We start from the raw sequence: 18,940 nt of genomic DNA, 5'->3' as shown, positions 1-18,940 counted from the left end.
CAAATTAGCTCGTTTACGCGCACGAATAGAAGGCGCAAGAGAGAAACAGTAGTCAGTAGGCTTGAGGCTGCCGAAAAACGGTCAGAACGGTAAGGGCGATGACTTTCAAATCGAGCCAAATGGTCCAGTCGTTCACATAGCAGAGATCGAATTCTACTCGCTTTTCCATCAAACGGATATCTTTCGTCTCGCCTCGAAGTCCGTTCACTTGCGCCCAGCCGGTGATGCCTGGTTTGACATGATGGCGAAAAGCGTAGTGGCCGATCATCTGCTCGTATTTGGAATTGTGGGCAGCGGCGTGGGGCCGGGGGCCGACCAACGACATGTCGCCGCTCAGTACGTTAAAGAGCTGAGGCAGCTCGTCGATCGATGTCTTGCGCAGCCATTTGCCTAGTAAGGTCACGCGCGGGTCGTTCTTCGTCGCCTGTACGACGGTCGGACCGTCCCCGTCCTCCTGCACGTGCATGGTTCGAAATTTGTAGATACGAAATGCGCGGCCGCCAAAGCCGTTGCGCGTCTGCCGAAAGAACACTGGGCCGCGCGAGCTCGCTTTGATCAGAACGGCCGTGACCAGCATCATCGGCGCAAATACGAACAGGGCGACTGACGCGCCTACGAGGTCGAGCGCGCGTTTTAAGCCGCGCTCCTTCCAGCTCAAGGGCGCGCGTCTGAGCTCCGCCGTCCAAGTGCCGCCGGCATGGATCTTTGGATACTTAAGAAAGCGCGAGACATTTGCATCGGGCACGAGGTTCACCGGGATCGGTAGGACCCTTAGTCCGTCGAGGATGCTGTTGATGGCGTGCTGGCGGCCCCAGTCCATCAGGAGGAACACCTGCTCGATCTGGTTCTCGCGCGAATAAGCAATCAGCTCTTCGAAGCGGGGGCCGATCTTCGACATGAGGAGGGGGGAGGCGAGTTCATTGGCCCGGATCTCAAGTGTGCGCACCACACGGTAGCCGTGCTGGCAAAGCTCGACCATCGCAGAGGATGAGGCCGGCAGGCCGAGTTCGGCAATCATAACTACGCGGCTGTTGGCGAAAGCGCCGCGGCGCAACGAACGAGCGATCCAACGGGAAGCGGCAGTTTTCCAGACGAGCAGCGCGGCAAGGCCGAACAGGTAAAACAAGATCGTTGCGCCGCGGGAAAATGCGTCGCTAACCTTCATGGTGAAGGCGATGGCGAGCAGCGCCGCAAAGACGCCTGTCCAGGTTGTTAGCGTGATCTGCAACTGTCGCGGCAGATCAGTGATACTCTTCAGCCGGTACGCGTGCTGTACCGTAATCAGTAGGCTGAAATTGATCGCTACCAGCAGGCTGGCGGCTGCGTAAATATCAGCCTTGCCAAGCGTGGATAGGAAAAAAAGATGATAAATTGCCGCACAGCCAATGCCGCAAATCATTATTAGCAGGCCGTCCGCTATCACCATCAGCCGTTCGACCACCGCTGGCCGCAGCCAACTCGATCTCGGATGCAAGGGGTCTGCAATCACCTCGTCCGAAATCCGGATCTCGGAATTTTGCTTGGAAAAGGATGCGAGCGTCATATTTTTGAAAAATCCGAAATTGGGAAAAGATTCGTCTAGCAGTCCATTTAGCAAAGTCAAAGTTTAACTAACTTTTCAGAGAAAAGTAACCTTACCTTCGTCATATTAGCGGGTGTATTGAAGGGCCCGCGCGTGGCGCTACGGCAGGAAGCTTCAAGTGTCCCGAAAAAGGTCGCGGCGAAGTGCACGACGCCTATTCCGGCGGCTTGCCCTGTTCCTTCTCGCTGCCACGGTCAGCGCATTAACGGGAATTCTGGCCCTTAGGCCGGAGTCTCTGCCTGTGGAGACGGGGTCGGACGCTGCTGGGCAAATCAGTTTCCTGGTGGATGGCTCTTTGGGAGCGCGGTTCGCCGGCGAAATGGTAGCGCAACGCGAGAGGTTTTTTGCTTCAAACGTCACACTGCGTGCCGATCCGAATGTGCCCGATTTCGTCTCAACAGTCGCCCGCAAACGCGCCATAGGCGTGACGACCGGGCAGAAGTTTCTGCTTGCCGCTTGGACCGGCGTCCCGGTGACCGCTTTTGCGGCGAGCCTGCTCGATACGCCCACAGTGATCCTTACCTTGGAAAGCTCCGGTCTACGCCGTCCGGCCGATCTCGTTGGAAAGCGGCTTGGTTATCGGAAGGCGAGCGAAGGAGACGTGGTTTTTGACGCTATGATGGCTCAACTCGGACTGCCGCGCAGCCAGATCACCAAAATCCAGGACCGGGATACCTTGGATGCGCTGCGCGCCGGAGAGGTGGATGCGATCATCACGACGAGCGGCCAAGAGGCAACATCATCAGAACCGTACATTCGATTGAACGTGATCAAGCCACAGGATTATGGGATTCACGTCCCTGGACTGGTCTATTTCGCGAGTTCCGACTTGGTACATGACCGTCCTTCTGCAGTCACGCAAGTTCTCGAGGGTCTCATCAAAGGCTGGCACTTCGTCTATCGTGACTATGCACGAAGCGTACCTATTCTGGTCGACTTTGACCCGGAAAGGCTTAGTCCTGACCGAATGAAGTTCGAGCTGCAGCAGCAAAGAAGCTTGGTCCTGCCGACAGGCGGCCGCGTCGCGGACTATGACGAAAGCCGCTGGCGGACGCTGCGCGATATCCTAATCTTCGGGAAGCTTGGCGAGGAGACCGTACCGCTTGCCCAATCCGTCAACTTCCAGTTCTTGCGGGACGTCTACCGGCGCTCGCCCAATCTCGCTGCTCCGGGCGCTTGGGGTATTCAGAACTAGGACGCAGGGCTACAGGTGCGCGCAATCTCGTCTCAAGTTCCAATTCCACGGTTGGGCCAGTTGCCTTCCTCCCCTCAAACTTGATAGTCTACCCATGTTTTGAGGACGATTCCGGTTGATTCACAGGTCGTTGCTTCTGCGAGGGCTTCGTCGGGGCGTGGATTGATTGTGGGTACCGTTGGGTAAGGGAGCTTTTCGGATGTTGAAGACGTTCGTACGTGGTTTTCTTTTGACGTTGGCTGCATCTCTCTGTATGTCGAGCGGTGCCAGCGCCGCCATGCAATTGCGCGCGAGTTCAGCCCTACTGATTGGCGACAGCTATACGGCCCCGATCACTTTCTGGGCTCATCCTTACCCTTACCGCTATGTGCCGCGTCGTCGATGTCCTCTGGTGCGGGTCGAGACTCCCTATGGCTGGTACTGGGATCATGTCTGCGTTACGTTGGCTAGTCCGGTGCTGCGCCGCGCATACTGATCCAGACGGGTGCCGTTCGAGTTCTGTCGCTTTGAGAATTCGTCTACATCGCCAAATGCCGGAACTCGCCTTAAGTATCGGTTTGCCAAGCAGGTTGCCTGTTTAATGCGGCGTTGGTGCGTTTGGTGGATGTTTGCTTCGTTATCTCAAAGCGATGCGATAGTGATCCAACTGATTAGTTCGGCCCAAGAGATTTCATGAATGATTTGCCCGCTGCGCTGGCACGGGCAGCAGACGGTTCTTCCCTCCTAAAGCCGGAGGTTCTTGTTTCACCTAACAGAGTGGTCAAGTGTGCTGCGACTTCTTGCCTTCGTCGAAGGTGAGGGGCTGTGGTATTCCGCCTGTGCTAGCGAGCTTGGGGTATTACGCAAGCTTATGAATTCGTCGATTGAGACGTGACGATTTCCCGAAACGGACCTCAAATCGGCTCAGGGTCTCCAAAGTATCGAACTCAAAGATGAAGGCGGCCAACACGTCGGGCAGTACTTTTACGGCAAGGGCCACGGCCGAACGGTCTTCTTGTTCGGTAGATACAAAGGCACCTTCAAGACCTACCCCGAATGCCAAGCGTTCGTCGACGGCGTCCTGGCCGTGATCAAGGAGCGGGCGCCACAGCCCTGAGGCGAGCGGCCCCTGTCTTGAAGGGAGTAGACGGGGACCGCCACTAGCATTTTGGCACGCCTTATGCTTTGGAGAAGCATTGTAGACGCGGCTGATATTGCGAGTTGAATTGATGTTATTTCGATTGCTGAGTGCGTTCGCGCCATCGATGATTGCTCAATTTCTGATCATCCCTTCAGCGGCAGCGAATTATGCCTTGCCCCCGATGGAGTACACCCTGTTCTGTCGGAGCTATCCGGCGGAATGCAACCGTTCCACCGGCAGACTTCCGGATGAGGCAGCAGCATTGCTTCATCTCCAAAGCGTAAACTCTCTTGCGAATGGCGCGATTACACCGATCCGGCAATCCAGCGACGGATGGCGCCTCTATCCCAGTCATGGAGATTGCGCTGATTATGCGGTGTCGAAGCGACATACGCTGCTCTCGATCGGATGGCCAGCTTCGCAGCTCCGTCTCGCCGAAGTTGCCATTCGCAAAACGGGGGAACATCACCTCGTTTTACTCGCGTTTGTGCACGGCTCCATTTGGGTGCTCGACAATCTCCAAAAGGAAGTCGTCAAGCTCCATGACGTCGAAAATCGCTATCGGATTGTCAGGTTCGCAAGTCCCAATCCGGATATTTGGATGACCTCTGTCCTCACAAAATAGCTGGCGTATGGCCCGTGGCAGCGGAGACCACGAATGACCGAAGACAACCTTGCCTACGGAATGCTTTTTCTTGGTCTGCTCCTCGGCTTCGGCCTTGGCCGCGCTTTCACATTCTGGCGCATGTCCTCGAAAAAGTGGGGCTGTTGGCCGCGGTTTGCTTCTTAACCGAGGCCAAGCGCAAGCGCTCGACCCGGTAATTAAGCCTAATTCCTCGTTTCCGCGACCATCCCATAGGTTTCCACAGAGAGGACCGTTAGAAAAGCCGCATGACTGAACACCGGACCCTGACCTGGTATCTCGAGCGAAACGCTAAACGCGATCCGTTGCGCGCCGCGACTGTCGAAGCAGTTCGTGCGTTTTGTTCTGCTTCCATCGAAATATCGGATTTGATCGGACAGGGTGCGCTTGCCGGCGTTTCCGGTAAGAACGTCGGCCTAGAGAATGCCGACGGGGATGACCAAAAAGACCTCGACGTCAAATGCGACAGCATTATTCGTCGACACCTTGCCTCGGTTCATTACGGAGCAGTTATCTCCGAAGAATGCGTGTTGGCCGAGTCGGCCGATGATGAGGCTCCGATATCGATCGCTTACGACCCATTGGATGGATCTTCGAATATCGAAACCAACATGACGGTGGGAACGATCTTTTCAATTCTACCAAACACGCCGGGTCTTCAGCCATTCACGGGACCCGGGACTGAGCAGCTCGCCGCTGGGTTCGTCGTTTATGGCCCGCAGACCTCATTAATTCTGACACTCGGTGACGGCGTCGACATCTTTACTCTAGATCGTAAGAGTCGCATCTACAAACTCGTCCGCGACCGTGTTCAAATTCCGGTTGATTGCGCTGAATATGCCATCAACGCATCGAACGTCAGGCACTGGGAGCCGCCGGTTCAGGAATTCATCCGGGCATGTACTGCCGGCATGGAAGGCCCACTTCGCAAAGATTTCAATATGCGTTGGATCGCATCCCTGGTTGCCGAAACCTACCGGATTCTCATCCGAGGCGGAATCTTCCTTTATCCTTCGGACGCACGAAAAAAATACGCCAATGGGCGGCTTAGGCTACTCTACGAGGCCCACCCTATGGCTTTCATCGTCGAACAGGCCGGCGGCAAAGCATCGACTGGTCGCTCATCAATCCTAGACTTGGCGCCCCGAAGCCTCCACCAACGAACTCCGCTCGTCATGGGTTCCGCGAACACTGTTCGACATGTGGAACGGCTTCACCATAACCGAGAACGTGTTGCAAGTTCTGCTTTCAGAGCCCGGACCTTAGTTAGATAGGACAAAATGATTATCTCACGAACTCCCTTGCGAGTTAGCTTTTGCGGAGGCGGAAGCGATCTTCCTGAATTCTACCGGAAGCACAGTGGCGCCGTGCTGAGTATGTCGATCGCAAAGTATGTGTATCTTTCGATGCACGACTATTTTGAAAGCGATGGGTACCTACTTAAATACTCCAAGACTGAGACGGTTCGAAAGACTAGTGAAATTGAACATCGAATTTTGCGGCAAGTCTTTTCCGACTACGGGATCAAGGGGGTCGACTTCAATTCAAGCGCAGATATTCCTGCCGGCACTGGGCTTGGTTCGTCCAGCGCGTTTACCGTGGGCCTGCTGAATCTTTGCAACGCTTATCAGAGCCGCTACGAGCCGCGAAACGTGCTTGCGGCGAAGGCATGCCAAATTGAGATCGAAAAGCTCGGCGAGCCTATAGGGAAGCAGGATCAGTATGGTTGTGCCTTGGGCGGCCTCAATTTTATTGAATTCCACACGGACGATAGCGTGACGTGCGAAGCGGTGCCTCTTTCACACCAAAATCGCCGTCGACTGGAGGACGGCCTAGTAATGTTCTACTTAGGAGGAACGCGTTCGGCGAGCGCTGTGTTGAAGGAGCAAACCGAGCAGCTCATGTCCAACAAGAGCGTCGAAAGTAACTTGAAGGCTATGGTTCGCCAGGCCCGCAGTCTGCGTGCGGAGATTACAACCGACATTGACGTGATTGGTCCCTATCTTCGTGAGGGGTGGGAAAGAAAGCGCAGCTTGGCTAGTGGGATAAGCAATCCGAAAATCGAAGATGCGTATAAGCGTGCGATGGAGGCCGGCGCAACCGGCGGCAAGTTGCTCGGAGCAGGCAGTGCAGGTTTTCTGCTGGTCTACGCGCCGGACGGCGCGCGCGATAGTGTTTGCACGGCCTTGAGCGAGTACAGGCCATACGATGTTCGCCTGGATCCAATTGGAACGACGATTGTATATTCCGAATAGTCGTGACGCGAGCAAGCTCAATCAGACGCGGAAATTTGATAGATCACCGAAAGCGTTAGAATAAAGGTGCTAATTGTAATTGGAAGGCTTCGGGTCGAAGCTCCCATCGGAAAGTCCTCTCCGGCAGCTGCCTAACTAGTCTTCCGTGAAGAACTCTGGTTTCAGGTCGGAACGGTCTGAACCGCGGCAGTGAGGGCTGAGAGGATTCGGGCAGTGACAGGCCGAGCCACGGATAGGGCGGCCTAGCCGGCGGCGGCAAGGTCGGCGTTGGCGGCGCCGTGACAGCACCAGAGATAGTCGCGGCCCATCAGGTGCGCTCAGCCTGGCGATGGCCGATGGCGGGTTCGACGGCGGCCCTGCGGCGCAGTTCTCGCTTGATCTTTGGCGTCACCCCTTGCTTCTGCCGGAGATGAAGACCCTGAGCTTTTGATCAAGCGGCGCTTTGTGGCCGCGGTATGCCTTGTCGGCGAGGGGGCGTGCGATGGTGTTGCCGACCAGCGCCTCCATATCCTGGATCGCGGTGGCCAGCGTGTGACCATCATGGGGATTGCCGGGCAGCGCCTTCCCTAGGCGACCAACTGGCCACCCTGGGCCCGGCTAATCGTGGTGGCGACGGAGACTTTGACGCCGAACTCGTAGGCCGGTGGGTCTTGCCATCGCCGATGATTCAATCTCGGCGCGTGCACGGAATAAACCTTGGGCCCGCGATGACGCTGCTGCTGCTACTCGCGCACGCGCCGCGCCTGCGGCAGCATTGCAAACGCCGCCTTGAGCTCGCTGTTACCCTCGATCTTGCGGCCAATGTCGCAGTTTACGCGGCCGAGATAGGTCCACAGCGTCTTGAGGTTCCGGTTGGAGCGCTAGAACTGCTTGGCGTGGGCATAGCAGCGCTGATGCTAGTTGAGGGCGAGCTGCCTGGTACTGACCACGACCGTTAATCTGCTGGAGCGATTGTCTGCTCAAGAGCCGTGCGTACAAGCCGCACGCATTCATCCCAATGATAGTCACGGCGCACCGATCTCGCGGCCAGCGCTGTTATCCGTCTGAGATCCTCGACGGAAGCAGAGCCAAGAAAGGCGCTCGCTTCAGATACGGGATCTGCCTGGCTCACGATTTTGCCCGTGTAGGTGTCGACCATATCGCGTGCGCCTGCGAGCTCCATGCATACAGGGAAAGTTCCGAATGCGATGCATTCGAGTACTATCAACGGATAAGAGTCGATTTTTGACAAATGCACCAGCACATCAGACTTTTCCAATAGTGAGAGCAGATGGTTATCGGGAATGCGACCAAGCACCTTGATTCGACTGTCCAGGCTGTACCGAGCGATCAACTGATGAATTTGCTCGAACGTCTCCTTGTCCGTATCGCCGGCAATTTTGGCGTCAAAAGCTACGTTGCGCTGCGCAAGAGCGTGACATACCTCCAAGAAGAGAAAGGTTCCTTTGCCCGCTGATAGCCGACCTGCGTGTACCAAACGTAAGGGTCCCTCCGTTTGAGAAGGCAAATGATCTATTCCGGCATCGGTCAGGATCGCGGGAGGCAAAAAATTCCGTATCGCGGAGCGAGGGACATTTGAGGGCAGATTGAGTTCAAGTTCCTGCGTTTTCGAAATCAACGCGAAGCGATCCGCGAGCCTGAGAACAAGCCCACTCAATGCACGCAGAAATGGATTTGATTGCGAGCGCCAATTCGAACCGAGGTGCGGCGTGACCATGACCGTCATGCCAAGGCTCTTGGCGAGCAGCAAATACAAAAGATCTGGAAGATTGACGTACTGGAGCCACACGCAGTCCGCCCGTTCGCGAAGGGTGCCCACGAGTTTGACAAGCCCGCGGAAGAGGCCGGGAAGGCCGGCGAGTGTCAAGAAAGCAGTGCCGCTTGGGATGTGTTTGACATCAGTGATGCCGTTTTGGGCGAGAGCTTCTATAGCTCGAGCACAAAAGGCCTCGACCCCCCCCAGTTTGCCTGGCGCCCCTCCAACGATGACTAACTTCATATGCTCTTCATGGTTAATAAGCTAAAGAAATCGACACTCTCATAGTGCAACATTGCTCGTTTGGCAAAAACACGCTAAGTGGTCTACCACTAGATGACATGCTCTTGTGGAGCTGTTTTCTTAATCAATTTATTTCACCGCGTTTTTCTCATGTGCAGTTACGGTTCTGTGAAGCAGATACTCCGCATTGTCCACCTCATCGATAGCACGGCTCTCCCTGATACCTATGTGGATAAAATTCGCAAGCTGGTGGAAAGCCAACTGCGGGCTGGCGACGATGTTAAGATAATAAGTGCTGAAGAATCAGGCTCGTCGCTGTCAGGCTATCTTTGCGGCGCGGACTTGTGCCATCTTCATGGGGGCGTAGGCTTCCTTTTGCGCATGGTGCGCGAGATCTCCCCCAGAAAAATACGGCTTGTTGCGACATTGCTTCCTGGCCTGAAGAATGATGCTCAATCCCAAAGTGCGCTGTCCCGGATTCGTCGCATAGCGAAACACATTGGGTATGTGTTCATGGATGGATCGGCCGACGAGCTTGAGTTGCGGAAATATGGTGTGCAACCCCTGAAGTCGTCAGATGTTTATTCGGCCCAAGAAGTCGCGGATATCGGTATGGCTTACCGGTGCGTCGTGGGCCAGAAGTGGCGCGCGATTTTAGGCATTCGAACAATGGTCGCCTCCCAACTTGAGGCCATAGAGATCCTCGACTCGGCTGTTCGGAAACGGACAAGCTTGCGCCTGACGGGCTTGAACGTGAATCTCGCGCAGAAAAGCCTTCGCAACAGGGATCTGTTTCAGGCTCTTCGTAGTTCTTTGCTGTTCAACGATGGCGTTGGTGTCGATATAGCTAGCAAATTGCTCTATGGTTTTCCCTATGTGGAAAATCTGAACGGAACCGATTTATATCCGGCCTATCTCGACCGCAGCGTGCATTCTCTGCGCATCTATCTTGTGTGTTCTCGGCGAGAGTTGGCAGAGCGCGTCCTAGAGGTCTTCAAAGCGCGGTGGCCCCGGCACGATTTTGTTGGGTGGCATGACGGCTACGCGGATAAGCGTAATCCTGACGAAATTGCTGCGAGCATTGCTCGGTTGCAGCCTGATATCGTAATGATTGGAATGGGTAATCCCAGGCAGGAACTTTGGATGGCTGAGAACATCCCGGCTGTTGCTCCGGTTGGAATCTGCGTAGGTGGTCTATTTGATTTCATTGCCGGTGAGGTTGAGCGAGCCCCAACTTGGGTCAGAAATATTCGAATGGAATGGGCCTTTCGCCTGATGCTCGAGCCTCAACGATTGTGGAGGCGGTACATGGTAGAGTCTTGGTTCTTCTTCATAGAGGTGTTCCGTCAATATGTGTCTGGCGCGCGAGCTTGATGCGTTCAAAGTCTGATTGGACAAAGGCCGCAGACAGCTCGTGTTATCGTTAAATTCACAACGGCAAATAGCGACCGTATCGGTCGAAAATCAATTGCGCTAAGCTGCGCTTCTCAAGACTAAAGCTTGGTAGAGATGCTGACACCTGCAAACGAAAGAAGTAATCTGACGCCTTCGCTGCATTCTCAGATTTCAGAGGATGCGACGGGCGACCGATTTCATCTGTATTTCGACAAAGATCTTATCCGCTCGACGCCCTATCACATTCGGGGTGATTACGTGCGCAAGGCGCGTGATCGCATGGATCGAACGTTCGATCTTTTGAAAAGCGAGGTGCCAGGTAGCCGTGTCCTCGATATTGGCGCGTCTCCGTTTTATCTTCTTTACCGCGCACTGGCTCATGGCGCGAGCTCTGCTGATGGGGTCTATTTTACCAACGATGAACATCCCCTAAAAGGGGTAGGTACCGTATACTCCGGCTGCGGCGCTATCAATATTCATCACTCGGATATTGAGAACGAGAATCTCCCCTTCGCTGATGACAGCTTCGATGTTGTGACGGCCTGTGAAGTACTTGAGCACCTTGACCGATTCCCGGGGCGGCTACTGAGTGAAATGCGCCGAGTCCTGCGGCCGGGAGGTTATTTGTGCATTACCGTGCCCAATGTCGCTTCAGTCGCCAACATAATTAGACTGATCTTTCACAAGAATATCTACATGCGCTACCGTGCGGACACAGCAGGGCGCCATAAGCACGAGTACACGATGTCTCAGCTTAAAGCGCTATATGAATTTCTTGGTATTGATATCGTTAAGGCGGGTGTTTTTCCATCGCCGACCTCAGATAAGCGGTGGCTCCGTCCAGCTTACCGTGCGATCGCGTGTATGCCTGGCCTGCGCGCATATTCGCCGGCGATTTATGTGCTCGGTCGCCAGCCCACACCCAAATCCTCAGTGGATCTTAAAAAGCCGCCGGCAAGTCTCTATGACGATGCCTTCTCGATCGAAGAGTGATTGTCCTCTGGTTGTGACTTGGTTGGAATGTAGGCGCGCCTCTGATGTAGCAAGCTGCGGCGGCTTTCTCGATGCATTCGGCTGTGAGCGCTGATTTAAGTGATCGGAAGCGTTGTTGTTCGATGAGGCACTTCGCTATGCTCAAGTCGCGTTCTCCGTGTGCCTGTTTAACCTTTCTCTTGGGAGTTTCTTGATGACGCAGTATTCTCGAATCTACTTTAATAAACTGAAATCGGCTATTGACATGACGGATAGCGCTGAGGTCGAGGCCTCCATTGGCGCGATTGAACGCGCGTGGCAAGGAGGTAAGCAAATCATAACACTCGGAAATGGTGGAAGCGCCATGACGGCTATTCACTTCATTACCGACTGGAGCAAGATGATTTCCATGCACAGCGGCCGACCATTTTATGGTCGAACGTTGTTGGACAATGTTGGCATGGTCACCGCCTACGCTAATGACGTCTCTTATGCCGAAATTTTTTCGGAACAGTTGAAGCACACTGCGGGTAGGGGCGATGTTGTTGTTGCCATTTCGGGAAGTGGCAATTCTGCGAACGTCGTCCGAGCAGTCGAGCTGGCGAACGAGATTGGGTGCGAGACGATCGGCCTTTGTGGGTTCGATGGAGGAAAGCTACGCAAACTAGCAAAGTATCCGGTTTGGGTGGATATCGATGATATGCAAATTTGTGAGGACATACACGCTGTCTTCGGGCATATCGTTATGCAGCGTCTTTGCGGAGGTGTTAAAGAGGCTGCTGTCGGCTCCAGGCGCATTGCCGCTCCCTAAATGGCGCGTTCTTTTTGAGATTGCATCGATGATTTTGATTGAACTTGCGATAGGTTTCCCAAGAACGACCAATCTGTAAGTATGGCATTTGTACCAATAACCATCTTCAATCCTTCGGTTGCAGACGATGCAGAGACGTTCGTTTTGGGTAGTGGCTATGGAATGAGACAGCGGAGCTGGGCGAGGGACGGATGGCCTTACATCTGATCACGGGTGGCGCCGGCTTTGTTGGCGTGAACTTAGCGCGTCGGTTGCTGGTGGATGGGGAGCGGGTGCTTGCGGTTGACGACTTGTCGCGCGGCCAGCTTGAGTTGCTCGCCGAGCTTGAGGTGCACCCACGTTTTCAGTTTCGACAGATCGATTGCTCGGATCCAGATGCTCTTTTTGATGCGATCAAACATGCCGGGGACCGAATAGCCCATGTGTGGCACATGGCAGCCAACTCGGACATACCGGCAGGCATTGCAGACCCGCATATCGATCTTAACCGAACTTTTCTGACAACATTCGGCGTGTTGCTGGCAATGCGTCTTGCTCAAATCCCGGAGTTGCACTTCGCCTCAAGTTCGGCAATCTACGGTGATTTCGGTGAATTGGAAATACATGAAGAGGTTGGCCCCCTTGAGCCAATCTCGAACTATGGCGCAATGAAGCTTGCATCTGAGGCTCAAATACGGGCGGCGGTGGAGGCGTATTTGCCGCGCGCGAATATTTTCCGTTTTCCAAATGTTGTTGGGGTGCCCGCCACTCACGGTGTGATTTTGGATTTGATCCGCAAGCTGAGGGCCACGCCCAACCGACTCGAGGTGCTGGGCGATGGAACACAGAAGAAGTCCTATCTGCACGTCGATGATCTCATCGAAGCGATGATGCATATCAGTCGCCTAAAGGGGCGTTATCAAGTATTCAATATTGGCCCCACTGATAAGGGAGTTACGGTGAGAATGATTGCTGAAGCTGTAAGAGATCGAGTGTCGCCAACGGCAATGATTGCATACAGCCAAGGCAATCGAGGCTGGGTAGGAGATGTGCCGCGCTTCCGCTATTCCGTACGTAAGTTGGTCGAAACTGGTTGGACGCCAACGCTTGGGTCGGACGAAGCCGTGCGCCGTGCTATCGAAGAGATCGCTTGTCAGGAGGTGGGCGCTTGACACAGGCGGTGATACTTGCGGGTGGTAAAGGCACCCGTTTGGCCGAACGGCTGAATGGGCGCCCAAAACCCTTGGTGGACGTCGATGGCATTCCTCTCCTGGAACGCCAACTCCGAGCATTAGCCGCTCACGGCGTTGACGACGTCTTCGTGCTGGTCAATCACGCCGCTGAGCAGATCGAGGCTTTCGTTTCAGGCCGTGATTTTGGCTGCAAGGTAAGGCTGGTCCACGACGGTGAACCTAAGGGCACCGCCGGTGCCGTACTCGCTTGTATTGATATGCTGGCCGAGCGCTTTTTAATTGTCTATGGAGATACACTGTTTGACATCGATCTGGAGCACATGATTGCTGCTCACGAGATGGCCGGTGCCGATGCGACGCTTCTGCTGCATCCAAACGATCACCCAGCCGATTCAGATCTTGTCGAGCTCGCTAGCAGCGGAGCCATTCAAGCGTTCCATTCTTACCCTCATGCTCCCGGTAGAGAACTTCGCAATTTGGTCAATGCAGCTCTTTATGTTGTCGAGCGTTCCGCGCTTGAGCCGTGGAGGAGCTTCTCGACCCCGTGTGACTTTGCCAAGGATCTATTCCCGGCTATGCTGGTTTCCGGCGCGCATCTTAACGGATTTGTGAGCTTCGAATATATCAAGGATCTCGGTACGCCCTCCAGGCTAGACAAAGTTGTTGGCCACCTCCGCAATGGTGTTGTGGCCCGGGCCAGCCGCTCTAAGCCCCAGAGTGCAGTTTTCATTGACCGCGATGGCACCCTAAATGCTTTGAAAGGGTACATTTCCCGCCCAGAAGATCTGGTGGTGCTGCCCGGGGTTCCTGCCGCCGTGAAACGCCTCAACGATGCGGAGTATCGGGTTGTCATGATAACAAATCAACCGGTAGTCGCTCGGGGGGAGTGTACTGACGAGGAACTCCAGCAGATTCACAATCGATTAGAATCCGTGCTCGGTGCGGAAGGAGCGTATCTCGACGCAACCTTCTATTGCCCTCACCATCCAGACGCAGGCTTTCCTGGCGAAGTGACCTCGCTGAAGTTCGCCTGCGAGTGTCGCAAACCGTCTACGGGTTTGTTTGTCAAGGCAATTGCAATGATGAACATCGACCCGTGTCGATCTTGGATGGTAGGTGATACAACAAGTGATCTACTGGCCGCGGAGCGCGTCGGCGTCAGTTCTGTACTGGTGGCGACCGGCGAAGGCGGTGCTGATGGCAAATATCCTGTCGCACCTGATTTCGTTGCCCATGACTTTGGTGCAGCTGTCCGTTTGATCGTTGATGTTTATCCCCTGATTGTCAACGCAGTGGGCTCGGTGTTGTCGAAGGTCGCCCCAGGAGAATTGATTTTGGTCGGAGGACCTGCTCGCTCTGGCAAGACTACTCTGACGGGCGTGCTGAAAAGAGAATTGAGGAGCCGCGGGCTCAACGTGCAGTCTCTCTCTCTCGATCGATGGATACTCCCCGAGGCGGATCGTGGAACCGGCGTGTACGGACGGTATGGGATTGCTGAGGCTCAAGCATCGCTTCTCGGCTGGCTTGAGGGAAGCGGCTGCGAATTATCGCTGCCTGGTTACGATCGTTCTAAGCGGTTGCGGGTCGAAGGTGGCAACCTAAAGCTATCCAAGGAAAGCATACTTATTCTGGAAGGAGTACCCGCACTTCTGGCGGATTGGCCGACAGCGCGTTCGACACGGCGGCTTTACGTTACAGGTGACGAAGACGCACGCAGAACGCGCGTGATCGATGATCTTGTTGATCGCGGTCTAGCGACACCTCAACAAGCAGTCGGCATCTACAACGAACGACAGGCCGATGAGGTTGAATTAGTTGAGGCAGGGCGCTCATTCTCGGACGTTGTTCTGTCGCTAGATGCAATTGTTTCCGGTCGGAAGATATCGTAATTTCGTTATGTGTTGTTGTTGGCTAACAAAGATCGATCGCGCAGAGCGATCCGAATGTCAGTAGGTCGGCTATCGCCAGCTGACCGACCCGGCTGCCAGCGAAGGCGGTCGCCGACAAGCTACCCAACGCGAGGGGCGCGATCCCGGAACGCAGCGCCAGCGCGAAAGTTGGCTTCCGGAGGTAACGGCGGCGCGTTGGCGTGAGATCCCACGGATCCGCCATCGTCTCTGGTTCTTGGTAGAGACAAAGGCGATGATTGAAGATATGCTTCCGCTCGGCCGTTGGGGCTGGCATCGAATCTGAGAACAAAATTGTTGGCAAGCGCGCCTGCCCTGATCGGAAAGGTGGTTTTGCCGGATGAATAGTTCGTCGAACGGCCAGAAGGGTGGGACAACGCTCATCGGTGCGGTTGCCCTTTGACGTCGCAACGGCCGATCAGTGCTCCCACCCAGTCCGGTCTGACTTTGCGCTGTTTGCCAACCGAGAGCGGTTAGAAACTTCTCGCTAACTGCTCGAATTTCATTTTTTCAGGCATGCAAAACAGTCGGGTCGTCTTCAAAGGATAAAATCGTGCTGATTCAACGCGGTCGTGGCAGCGACGAAAACTGAGAAGTCTGCCTTCCCATTTCCATCAATGTCACCTTCGACCATCGATCCACCGTTGATCAAATTGATGCGCAATTCGCCGGCTTGGTTATGGAAACTGGAATTTCCAATAAAGGTAAACGGATTGTCCTGCCCTCCAGCAATTGCGTCGATGGCGGAGAGATCAATTCTGTCGCCCTGCGTATGAGAAAAATCGGTAATGGTAGATAGTTGTCCTGACGTTAGTTGCGTAAATCGGAATACGTCCGCACCGCCCCCGCCGGTCAGCGTATCACCGCCCCCTCCACCGAAAATAACGTCCGCAAAGCCGCTTCCGATCAGCACATTACTAAACTGAGAGCCATTTAGAACGACACCGGCCGTCGCCGCCGATGCATCGACGTTCTCAAAACCCGTGACGTAGGCGTTGCCGCCGGTCACCTGGCTGGAAGAGAAATTGTCAAGGTTGACGGTTGCCGCGGACTTCAGGATCAGCGTATCGGTTCCTGCACCACCGTCGATGGAGTAGTCGGCGGCATCGTAGACAATTCGATCATTGCCGGCTCCGCCGGAGAGGCGATCGCCACCGGCACCGCCGTCGATAACGTCGTCGCCCGCGCCGCCATCCAGCACGTCTGAACCCGCTCCGCCGGTCAGGGTATCGGCATAGGCGCTCCCCTTGAGGTTGCTTCCGAACGGAGAGGCGTTGAGAACGACGCCGGCCGTTGCCATCGATGCATCGACATTCTCAAAACCCGTGACGTAGGCGTTGCCGCTGGTCACCTGGCTCGAAGAGAAATTGCCAAGGTTGACGGTTGCCGCGGACTTCAGGATCAGCGTATCGGTTCCTGCACCACCGTCGATGGAGTAGTCGGCGGCATCGTAGACAATTCGATCATTGCCGGCTCCGCCGGAGAGGCGATCGCCACCGGCACCGCCGTCGATGACGTCGTCGCCCGCGCCGCCATCCAGCACGTCCGAACCCGCCCCGCCGGTCAGGCTATCGGCATAGGCGCTGCCCTTGAGGTTGCTTCCGAACGGAGAGGCGTCGAGGCCGACGCCGGCCGTTGCCATTGATGCATCGACATTCTCAAAACCGGCGACGTAGGCGTTACCACCGATCACTTGGCTGGAAGAGAAATTGCCAAGGTTGACGGTTGCCGCGGACTTCAGGATCAGGGTGTCGGTTCCCGCACCACCGTCGATAGAATAGTCGGCGGCATCGTAAACAATTCGATCGTTGCCGGTTCCGCCGGAGAGGCGATCGCCACCGGCACCGCCGTCGATGACGTCGTCGCCCGCGCCGCCATCCAACACATCTGAACCCGCCCCGCCGGTCAGGGTATCAGCATGGGCGCTGCCCTTCAGGTTGCTTCCGAAGGGAGAAGCGGTGAGAACGACGCCGGCTGTCGCCGCCGATGCATCAACGTTTTCGAAACCCATGACGTAGGCGTTGCCCCCGACCACCTGACTAGAAGAGAAATTGCCAAGGTTGACTGTTGCGGCAGCCTTCACAATCAGGGTGTCGGTTCCAGCACCACCGTCGACGGTTGATGCAGACGGATCGTAAAGGACTTGGTCGTCACCCGACAGGTCGATCCCGGTCGTCAATTTAGCAGCTATGATGTGAGAAGTCGTTTCAGTACCAGTGATCTCTGTCAGCGTTTTTGAACCGTCTGGATTCTGAGTTTGCACGGCTACATCAAGGTTGTTGATCGTGAGCGACCCCGCCCCGGACGCAACTTCGGAGCCCAGCTGAATCGATGCAACATAGGATTTTGGAGCAACAATTTGGAGCTGCTGCAGCTTAGCTAAGATTGCTGTTACGTCGATTTCACCAGCCGGTTGATCGGTATCGAGCGCCACCGAGGTGACCGTCCCAGTCGAATATATCTTGGCAGAAGATGTGCCAATTTGGAGAGTGCCGATGAGGTCGCCGCACGGTGTGAGATCACCCTTGTGAACCCAAATCATGATCTCGTTCGTGATCGTCGATGCGTCGCCATACGCCTTATTTGTGAGCCAGATGTCGAACGCGACGTTGAAGCCTCCTATGTTGCCCTTGTAGCTCACATCGTAGTCGATCGTCAGTGCAGACAACGCACTAACTTGTGTGGGCGCGAATCCGCCCGCGCTGGCGATCGGCTTGCCGCCGCCAAAAGGGCTAACACCCAAGATAATCTCTGGATAGGCGCGAATCGTCGTGAATGCTTCGGTGACGAGGGGAAAGGACCAGCTGAACGTGGTGCCCGCCGTAACATCGGAAGTATTGACAAGGCTGTCGATTGAATAGTCCTTTCCATAAACCATGCTGCCGGAATTCCAGACGTTATTCAGAATTCCGTAGCCATGAGCGCTGAAAAACTGTCCAGGTCCGGCCAGCAAAGTCTCACTCGAATGCGCCTCGACCGCCGGCGGCTTCAGACCAAATTCATAGGGCGTTAAATTCGCCAGAGAGACGTCACGCAGTAACAGCTTTTCTTGGTTTGCAAATGTGAAAATCACATCGGGCCCGACCTGAGCCCCGAGTGCAGTGAGCTGGGCAAAGTTGCTGATGCCATAGCCCTGCAATTGAATGACATCGTAACCTGGCTTGAAGTTCATAATAGTGTCTGAACCGTTGCCGGCCGAAACGCGGAACACATCGGCGCCTCGTCCACCAACAAGAACGTCATCGCCGGCCATCCCGTCTATCGTTGCGCCCACGTCGCCCGCGATGATGATATTGTTAAGGGCGTTCCCGGTACCTGCCGTTGATCCCGGTGAACTAAGCAGAAGATTCTCGACGTTGTCCGGCAGCGTCACGGCCCCCCAGTACCGGCTGTCAATGGTATCGATGCCTTCACCCGCTCTTTCGATAACTTTCGACGCGCTGTCCCAGAGGAAATACGTGTCATCGCCGGCACCTCCGACAAGCCGATCACCGCCGGCGCCCTGATACGCTTCATTGGCGGCAGTGCCGGTCTGGATCTCCGCAGTGGGAGTATTGCTCATCTGCCTTGTAGGTGTGGCGGACAATGAAAGCGCTTCGCCTTTGACATTAACGTAGGTCGGCATGTGCATCTCCTGTTCTAGTGCACATTGCCCAGTGATGTCCGAAGGAACGGTTCAGGAAGATTCTAAGTACAATTAAAAAATGATGCCTAAAATTTTAGAGTTTGTAGGCTGCGCGGCGGAGCGTCTAAGGAATACAGCCAAATCGGTGGGGCGCGCTTGACCTGTGCCTCCTTGCCTCAGCGCGAATTTTGTTGTTGCGATGATGCACGAGCTCGGTCTTCAGGGTATGGAGAGAAGCTCTCCATCGAGACATTTTCGTAGTAA

14 protein-coding genes and 1 pseudogene are annotated in these 18,940 nt (G+C 55.1%); 11 read left to right on the top strand and 4 right to left on the bottom strand.

Annotation, left to right across the window (positions count from 1 at the left end):
- Positions 1–52 precede the first annotated feature (52 nt).
- A complete protein-coding gene (locus IVB40_RS28430; protein ID WP_247816984.1) occupies positions 53–1,543 on the bottom strand; it encodes an undecaprenyl-phosphate glucose phosphotransferase in 1,491 nt (496 codons plus the stop codon).
- 280 nt (positions 1,544–1,823) lie between these two features.
- Here IVB40_RS28430 and IVB40_RS28425 point away from each other — a divergent pair, with 280 nt between their 5' ends.
- From IVB40_RS28425 to IVB40_RS28405, 6 genes are all read left to right on the top strand, one after another.
- Positions 1,824–2,777, top strand: a complete 954-nt coding sequence (locus IVB40_RS28425; protein ID WP_247816983.1) for an ABC transporter substrate-binding protein — start codon at positions 1,824–1,826, stop codon at positions 2,775–2,777.
- Positions 2,778–2,976: 199 nt separating this feature from the next.
- Positions 2,977–3,252, top strand: a complete 276-nt coding sequence (locus IVB40_RS28420) for a hypothetical protein (protein ID WP_247816982.1) — start codon at positions 2,977–2,979, stop codon at positions 3,250–3,252.
- 733 nt (positions 3,253–3,985) lie between these two features.
- Positions 3,986–4,522 carry a transglutaminase-like cysteine peptidase gene (locus IVB40_RS28415; RefSeq protein WP_247816981.1) on the top strand — a complete coding sequence of 179 codons (537 nt, stop codon included), beginning with the start codon at positions 3,986–3,988 and terminating at the stop codon, positions 4,520–4,522.
- 33 nt (positions 4,523–4,555) lie between these two features.
- Entirely contained in the window at positions 4,556–4,687 is a 132-nt protein-coding gene (locus IVB40_RS35820) for a hypothetical protein (protein ID WP_256468205.1), read from the top strand.
- 101 nt (positions 4,688–4,788) lie between these two features.
- Positions 4,789–5,814 (top strand): class 1 fructose-bisphosphatase, encoded by a 1,026-nt coding sequence (locus tag IVB40_RS28410; RefSeq protein ID WP_247816980.1) that lies wholly within the window; start codon positions 4,789–4,791, stop codon positions 5,812–5,814.
- A gap of 102 nt (positions 5,815–5,916) precedes the next feature.
- Positions 5,917–6,795, top strand: a complete 879-nt coding sequence (locus IVB40_RS28405) for a GHMP kinase (protein ID WP_247816979.1) — start codon at positions 5,917–5,919, stop codon at positions 6,793–6,795.
- A gap of 245 nt (positions 6,796–7,040) precedes the next feature.
- Here IVB40_RS28405 and IVB40_RS28400 read toward each other — a convergent pair.
- Together IVB40_RS28400 and IVB40_RS28395 are read right to left on the bottom strand one after the other, a co-directional pair.
- Positions 7,041–7,709 (bottom strand): annotated as a pseudogene (locus IVB40_RS28400) (IS5/IS1182 family transposase); the annotation flags it as partial.
- Between the two features lie 20 nt (positions 7,710–7,729).
- The gene (locus IVB40_RS28395) at positions 7,730–8,794 is read right to left on the bottom strand and encodes a glycosyltransferase family 4 protein (RefSeq protein ID WP_247816978.1); all 1,065 of its coding nucleotides are present in this window, start codon (positions 8,792–8,794) and stop codon (positions 7,730–7,732) included.
- A 168-nt stretch (positions 8,795–8,962) separates the two neighbouring features.
- Between IVB40_RS28395 and IVB40_RS28390 the strand changes: the two genes are divergently transcribed.
- From IVB40_RS28390 to IVB40_RS28370, 5 genes are all read left to right on the top strand, one after another.
- Positions 8,963–10,168 (top strand): WecB/TagA/CpsF family glycosyltransferase, encoded by a 1,206-nt coding sequence (locus tag IVB40_RS28390; protein ID WP_247816977.1) that lies wholly within the window; start codon positions 8,963–8,965, stop codon positions 10,166–10,168.
- A gap of 135 nt (positions 10,169–10,303) precedes the next feature.
- Complete coding sequence (locus IVB40_RS28385; RefSeq protein ID WP_247816976.1) at positions 10,304–11,182, top strand: class I SAM-dependent methyltransferase; 879 nt, start codon at positions 10,304–10,306, stop codon at positions 11,180–11,182.
- 193 nt (positions 11,183–11,375) lie between these two features.
- Positions 11,376–11,972, top strand: a complete 597-nt coding sequence (locus tag IVB40_RS28380; protein WP_247816975.1) for an SIS domain-containing protein — start codon at positions 11,376–11,378, stop codon at positions 11,970–11,972.
- A 191-nt stretch (positions 11,973–12,163) separates the two neighbouring features.
- Positions 12,164–13,123, top strand: a complete 960-nt coding sequence (locus tag IVB40_RS28375) for an SDR family NAD(P)-dependent oxidoreductase (protein ID WP_247816974.1) — start codon at positions 12,164–12,166, stop codon at positions 13,121–13,123.
- The gene (locus IVB40_RS28370) at positions 13,120–15,033 is read left to right on the top strand and encodes an HAD-IIIA family hydrolase (RefSeq protein ID WP_247816973.1); all 1,914 of its coding nucleotides are present in this window, start codon (positions 13,120–13,122) and stop codon (positions 15,031–15,033) included. Before IVB40_RS28375 ends, IVB40_RS28370 begins: the two co-directional genes overlap by 4 nt.
- A 556-nt stretch (positions 15,034–15,589) precedes the next feature.
- On the opposite strand, the gene IVB40_RS28365 is transcribed toward IVB40_RS28370, so the two are convergent.
- On the bottom strand, positions 15,590–18,676 hold the full coding sequence (locus IVB40_RS28365; RefSeq protein WP_247816972.1) for a hypothetical protein: 3,087 nt from the start codon (positions 18,674–18,676) through the stop codon (positions 15,590–15,592).
- Positions 18,677–18,940: the final 264 nt, after the last annotated feature.

It is taken from the genome of Bradyrhizobium sp. 40, assembly GCF_023100925.1.
Lineage (GTDB): Bacteria > Pseudomonadota > Alphaproteobacteria > Rhizobiales > Xanthobacteraceae > Bradyrhizobium.
This window is presented reverse-complemented; position numbering and strand designations above follow the sequence as displayed.

Excerpts from the sequence above, each read along its gene's own strand:
- IVB40_RS28415 (WP_247816981.1), top strand. The coding sequence starts at position 3,986 with ATGTTATTTCGATTGCTGAGTGCGTTCGCGCCATCGATGATTGCTCAA.
- IVB40_RS28365 (WP_247816972.1), bottom strand. The coding sequence starts at position 18,676 with ATGCCGACCTACGTTAATGTCAAAGGCGAAGCGCTTTCATTGTCCGCC.
- IVB40_RS35820 (WP_256468205.1), top strand. The coding sequence starts at position 4,556 with ATGACCGAAGACAACCTTGCCTACGGAATGCTTTTTCTTGGTCTGCTC.
- IVB40_RS28430 (WP_247816984.1), bottom strand. The coding sequence starts at position 1,543 with ATGACGCTCGCATCCTTTTCCAAGCAAAATTCCGAGATCCGGATTTCG.
- IVB40_RS28380 (WP_247816975.1), top strand. The coding sequence starts at position 11,376 with ATGACGCAGTATTCTCGAATCTACTTTAATAAACTGAAATCGGCTATT.
- IVB40_RS28405 (WP_247816979.1), top strand. The coding sequence starts at position 5,917 with ATGTCGATCGCAAAGTATGTGTATCTTTCGATGCACGACTATTTTGAA.
- IVB40_RS28395 (WP_247816978.1), bottom strand. The coding sequence starts at position 8,794 with ATGAAGTTAGTCATCGTTGGAGGGGCGCCAGGCAAACTGGGGGGGGTC.
- IVB40_RS28410 (WP_247816980.1), top strand. The coding sequence starts at position 4,789 with ATGACTGAACACCGGACCCTGACCTGGTATCTCGAGCGAAACGCTAAA.
- IVB40_RS28375 (WP_247816974.1), top strand. The coding sequence starts at position 12,164 with ATGGCCTTACATCTGATCACGGGTGGCGCCGGCTTTGTTGGCGTGAAC.
- IVB40_RS28385 (WP_247816976.1), top strand. The coding sequence starts at position 10,304 with ATGCTGACACCTGCAAACGAAAGAAGTAATCTGACGCCTTCGCTGCAT.
- IVB40_RS28420 (WP_247816982.1), top strand. The coding sequence starts at position 2,977 with ATGTTGAAGACGTTCGTACGTGGTTTTCTTTTGACGTTGGCTGCATCT.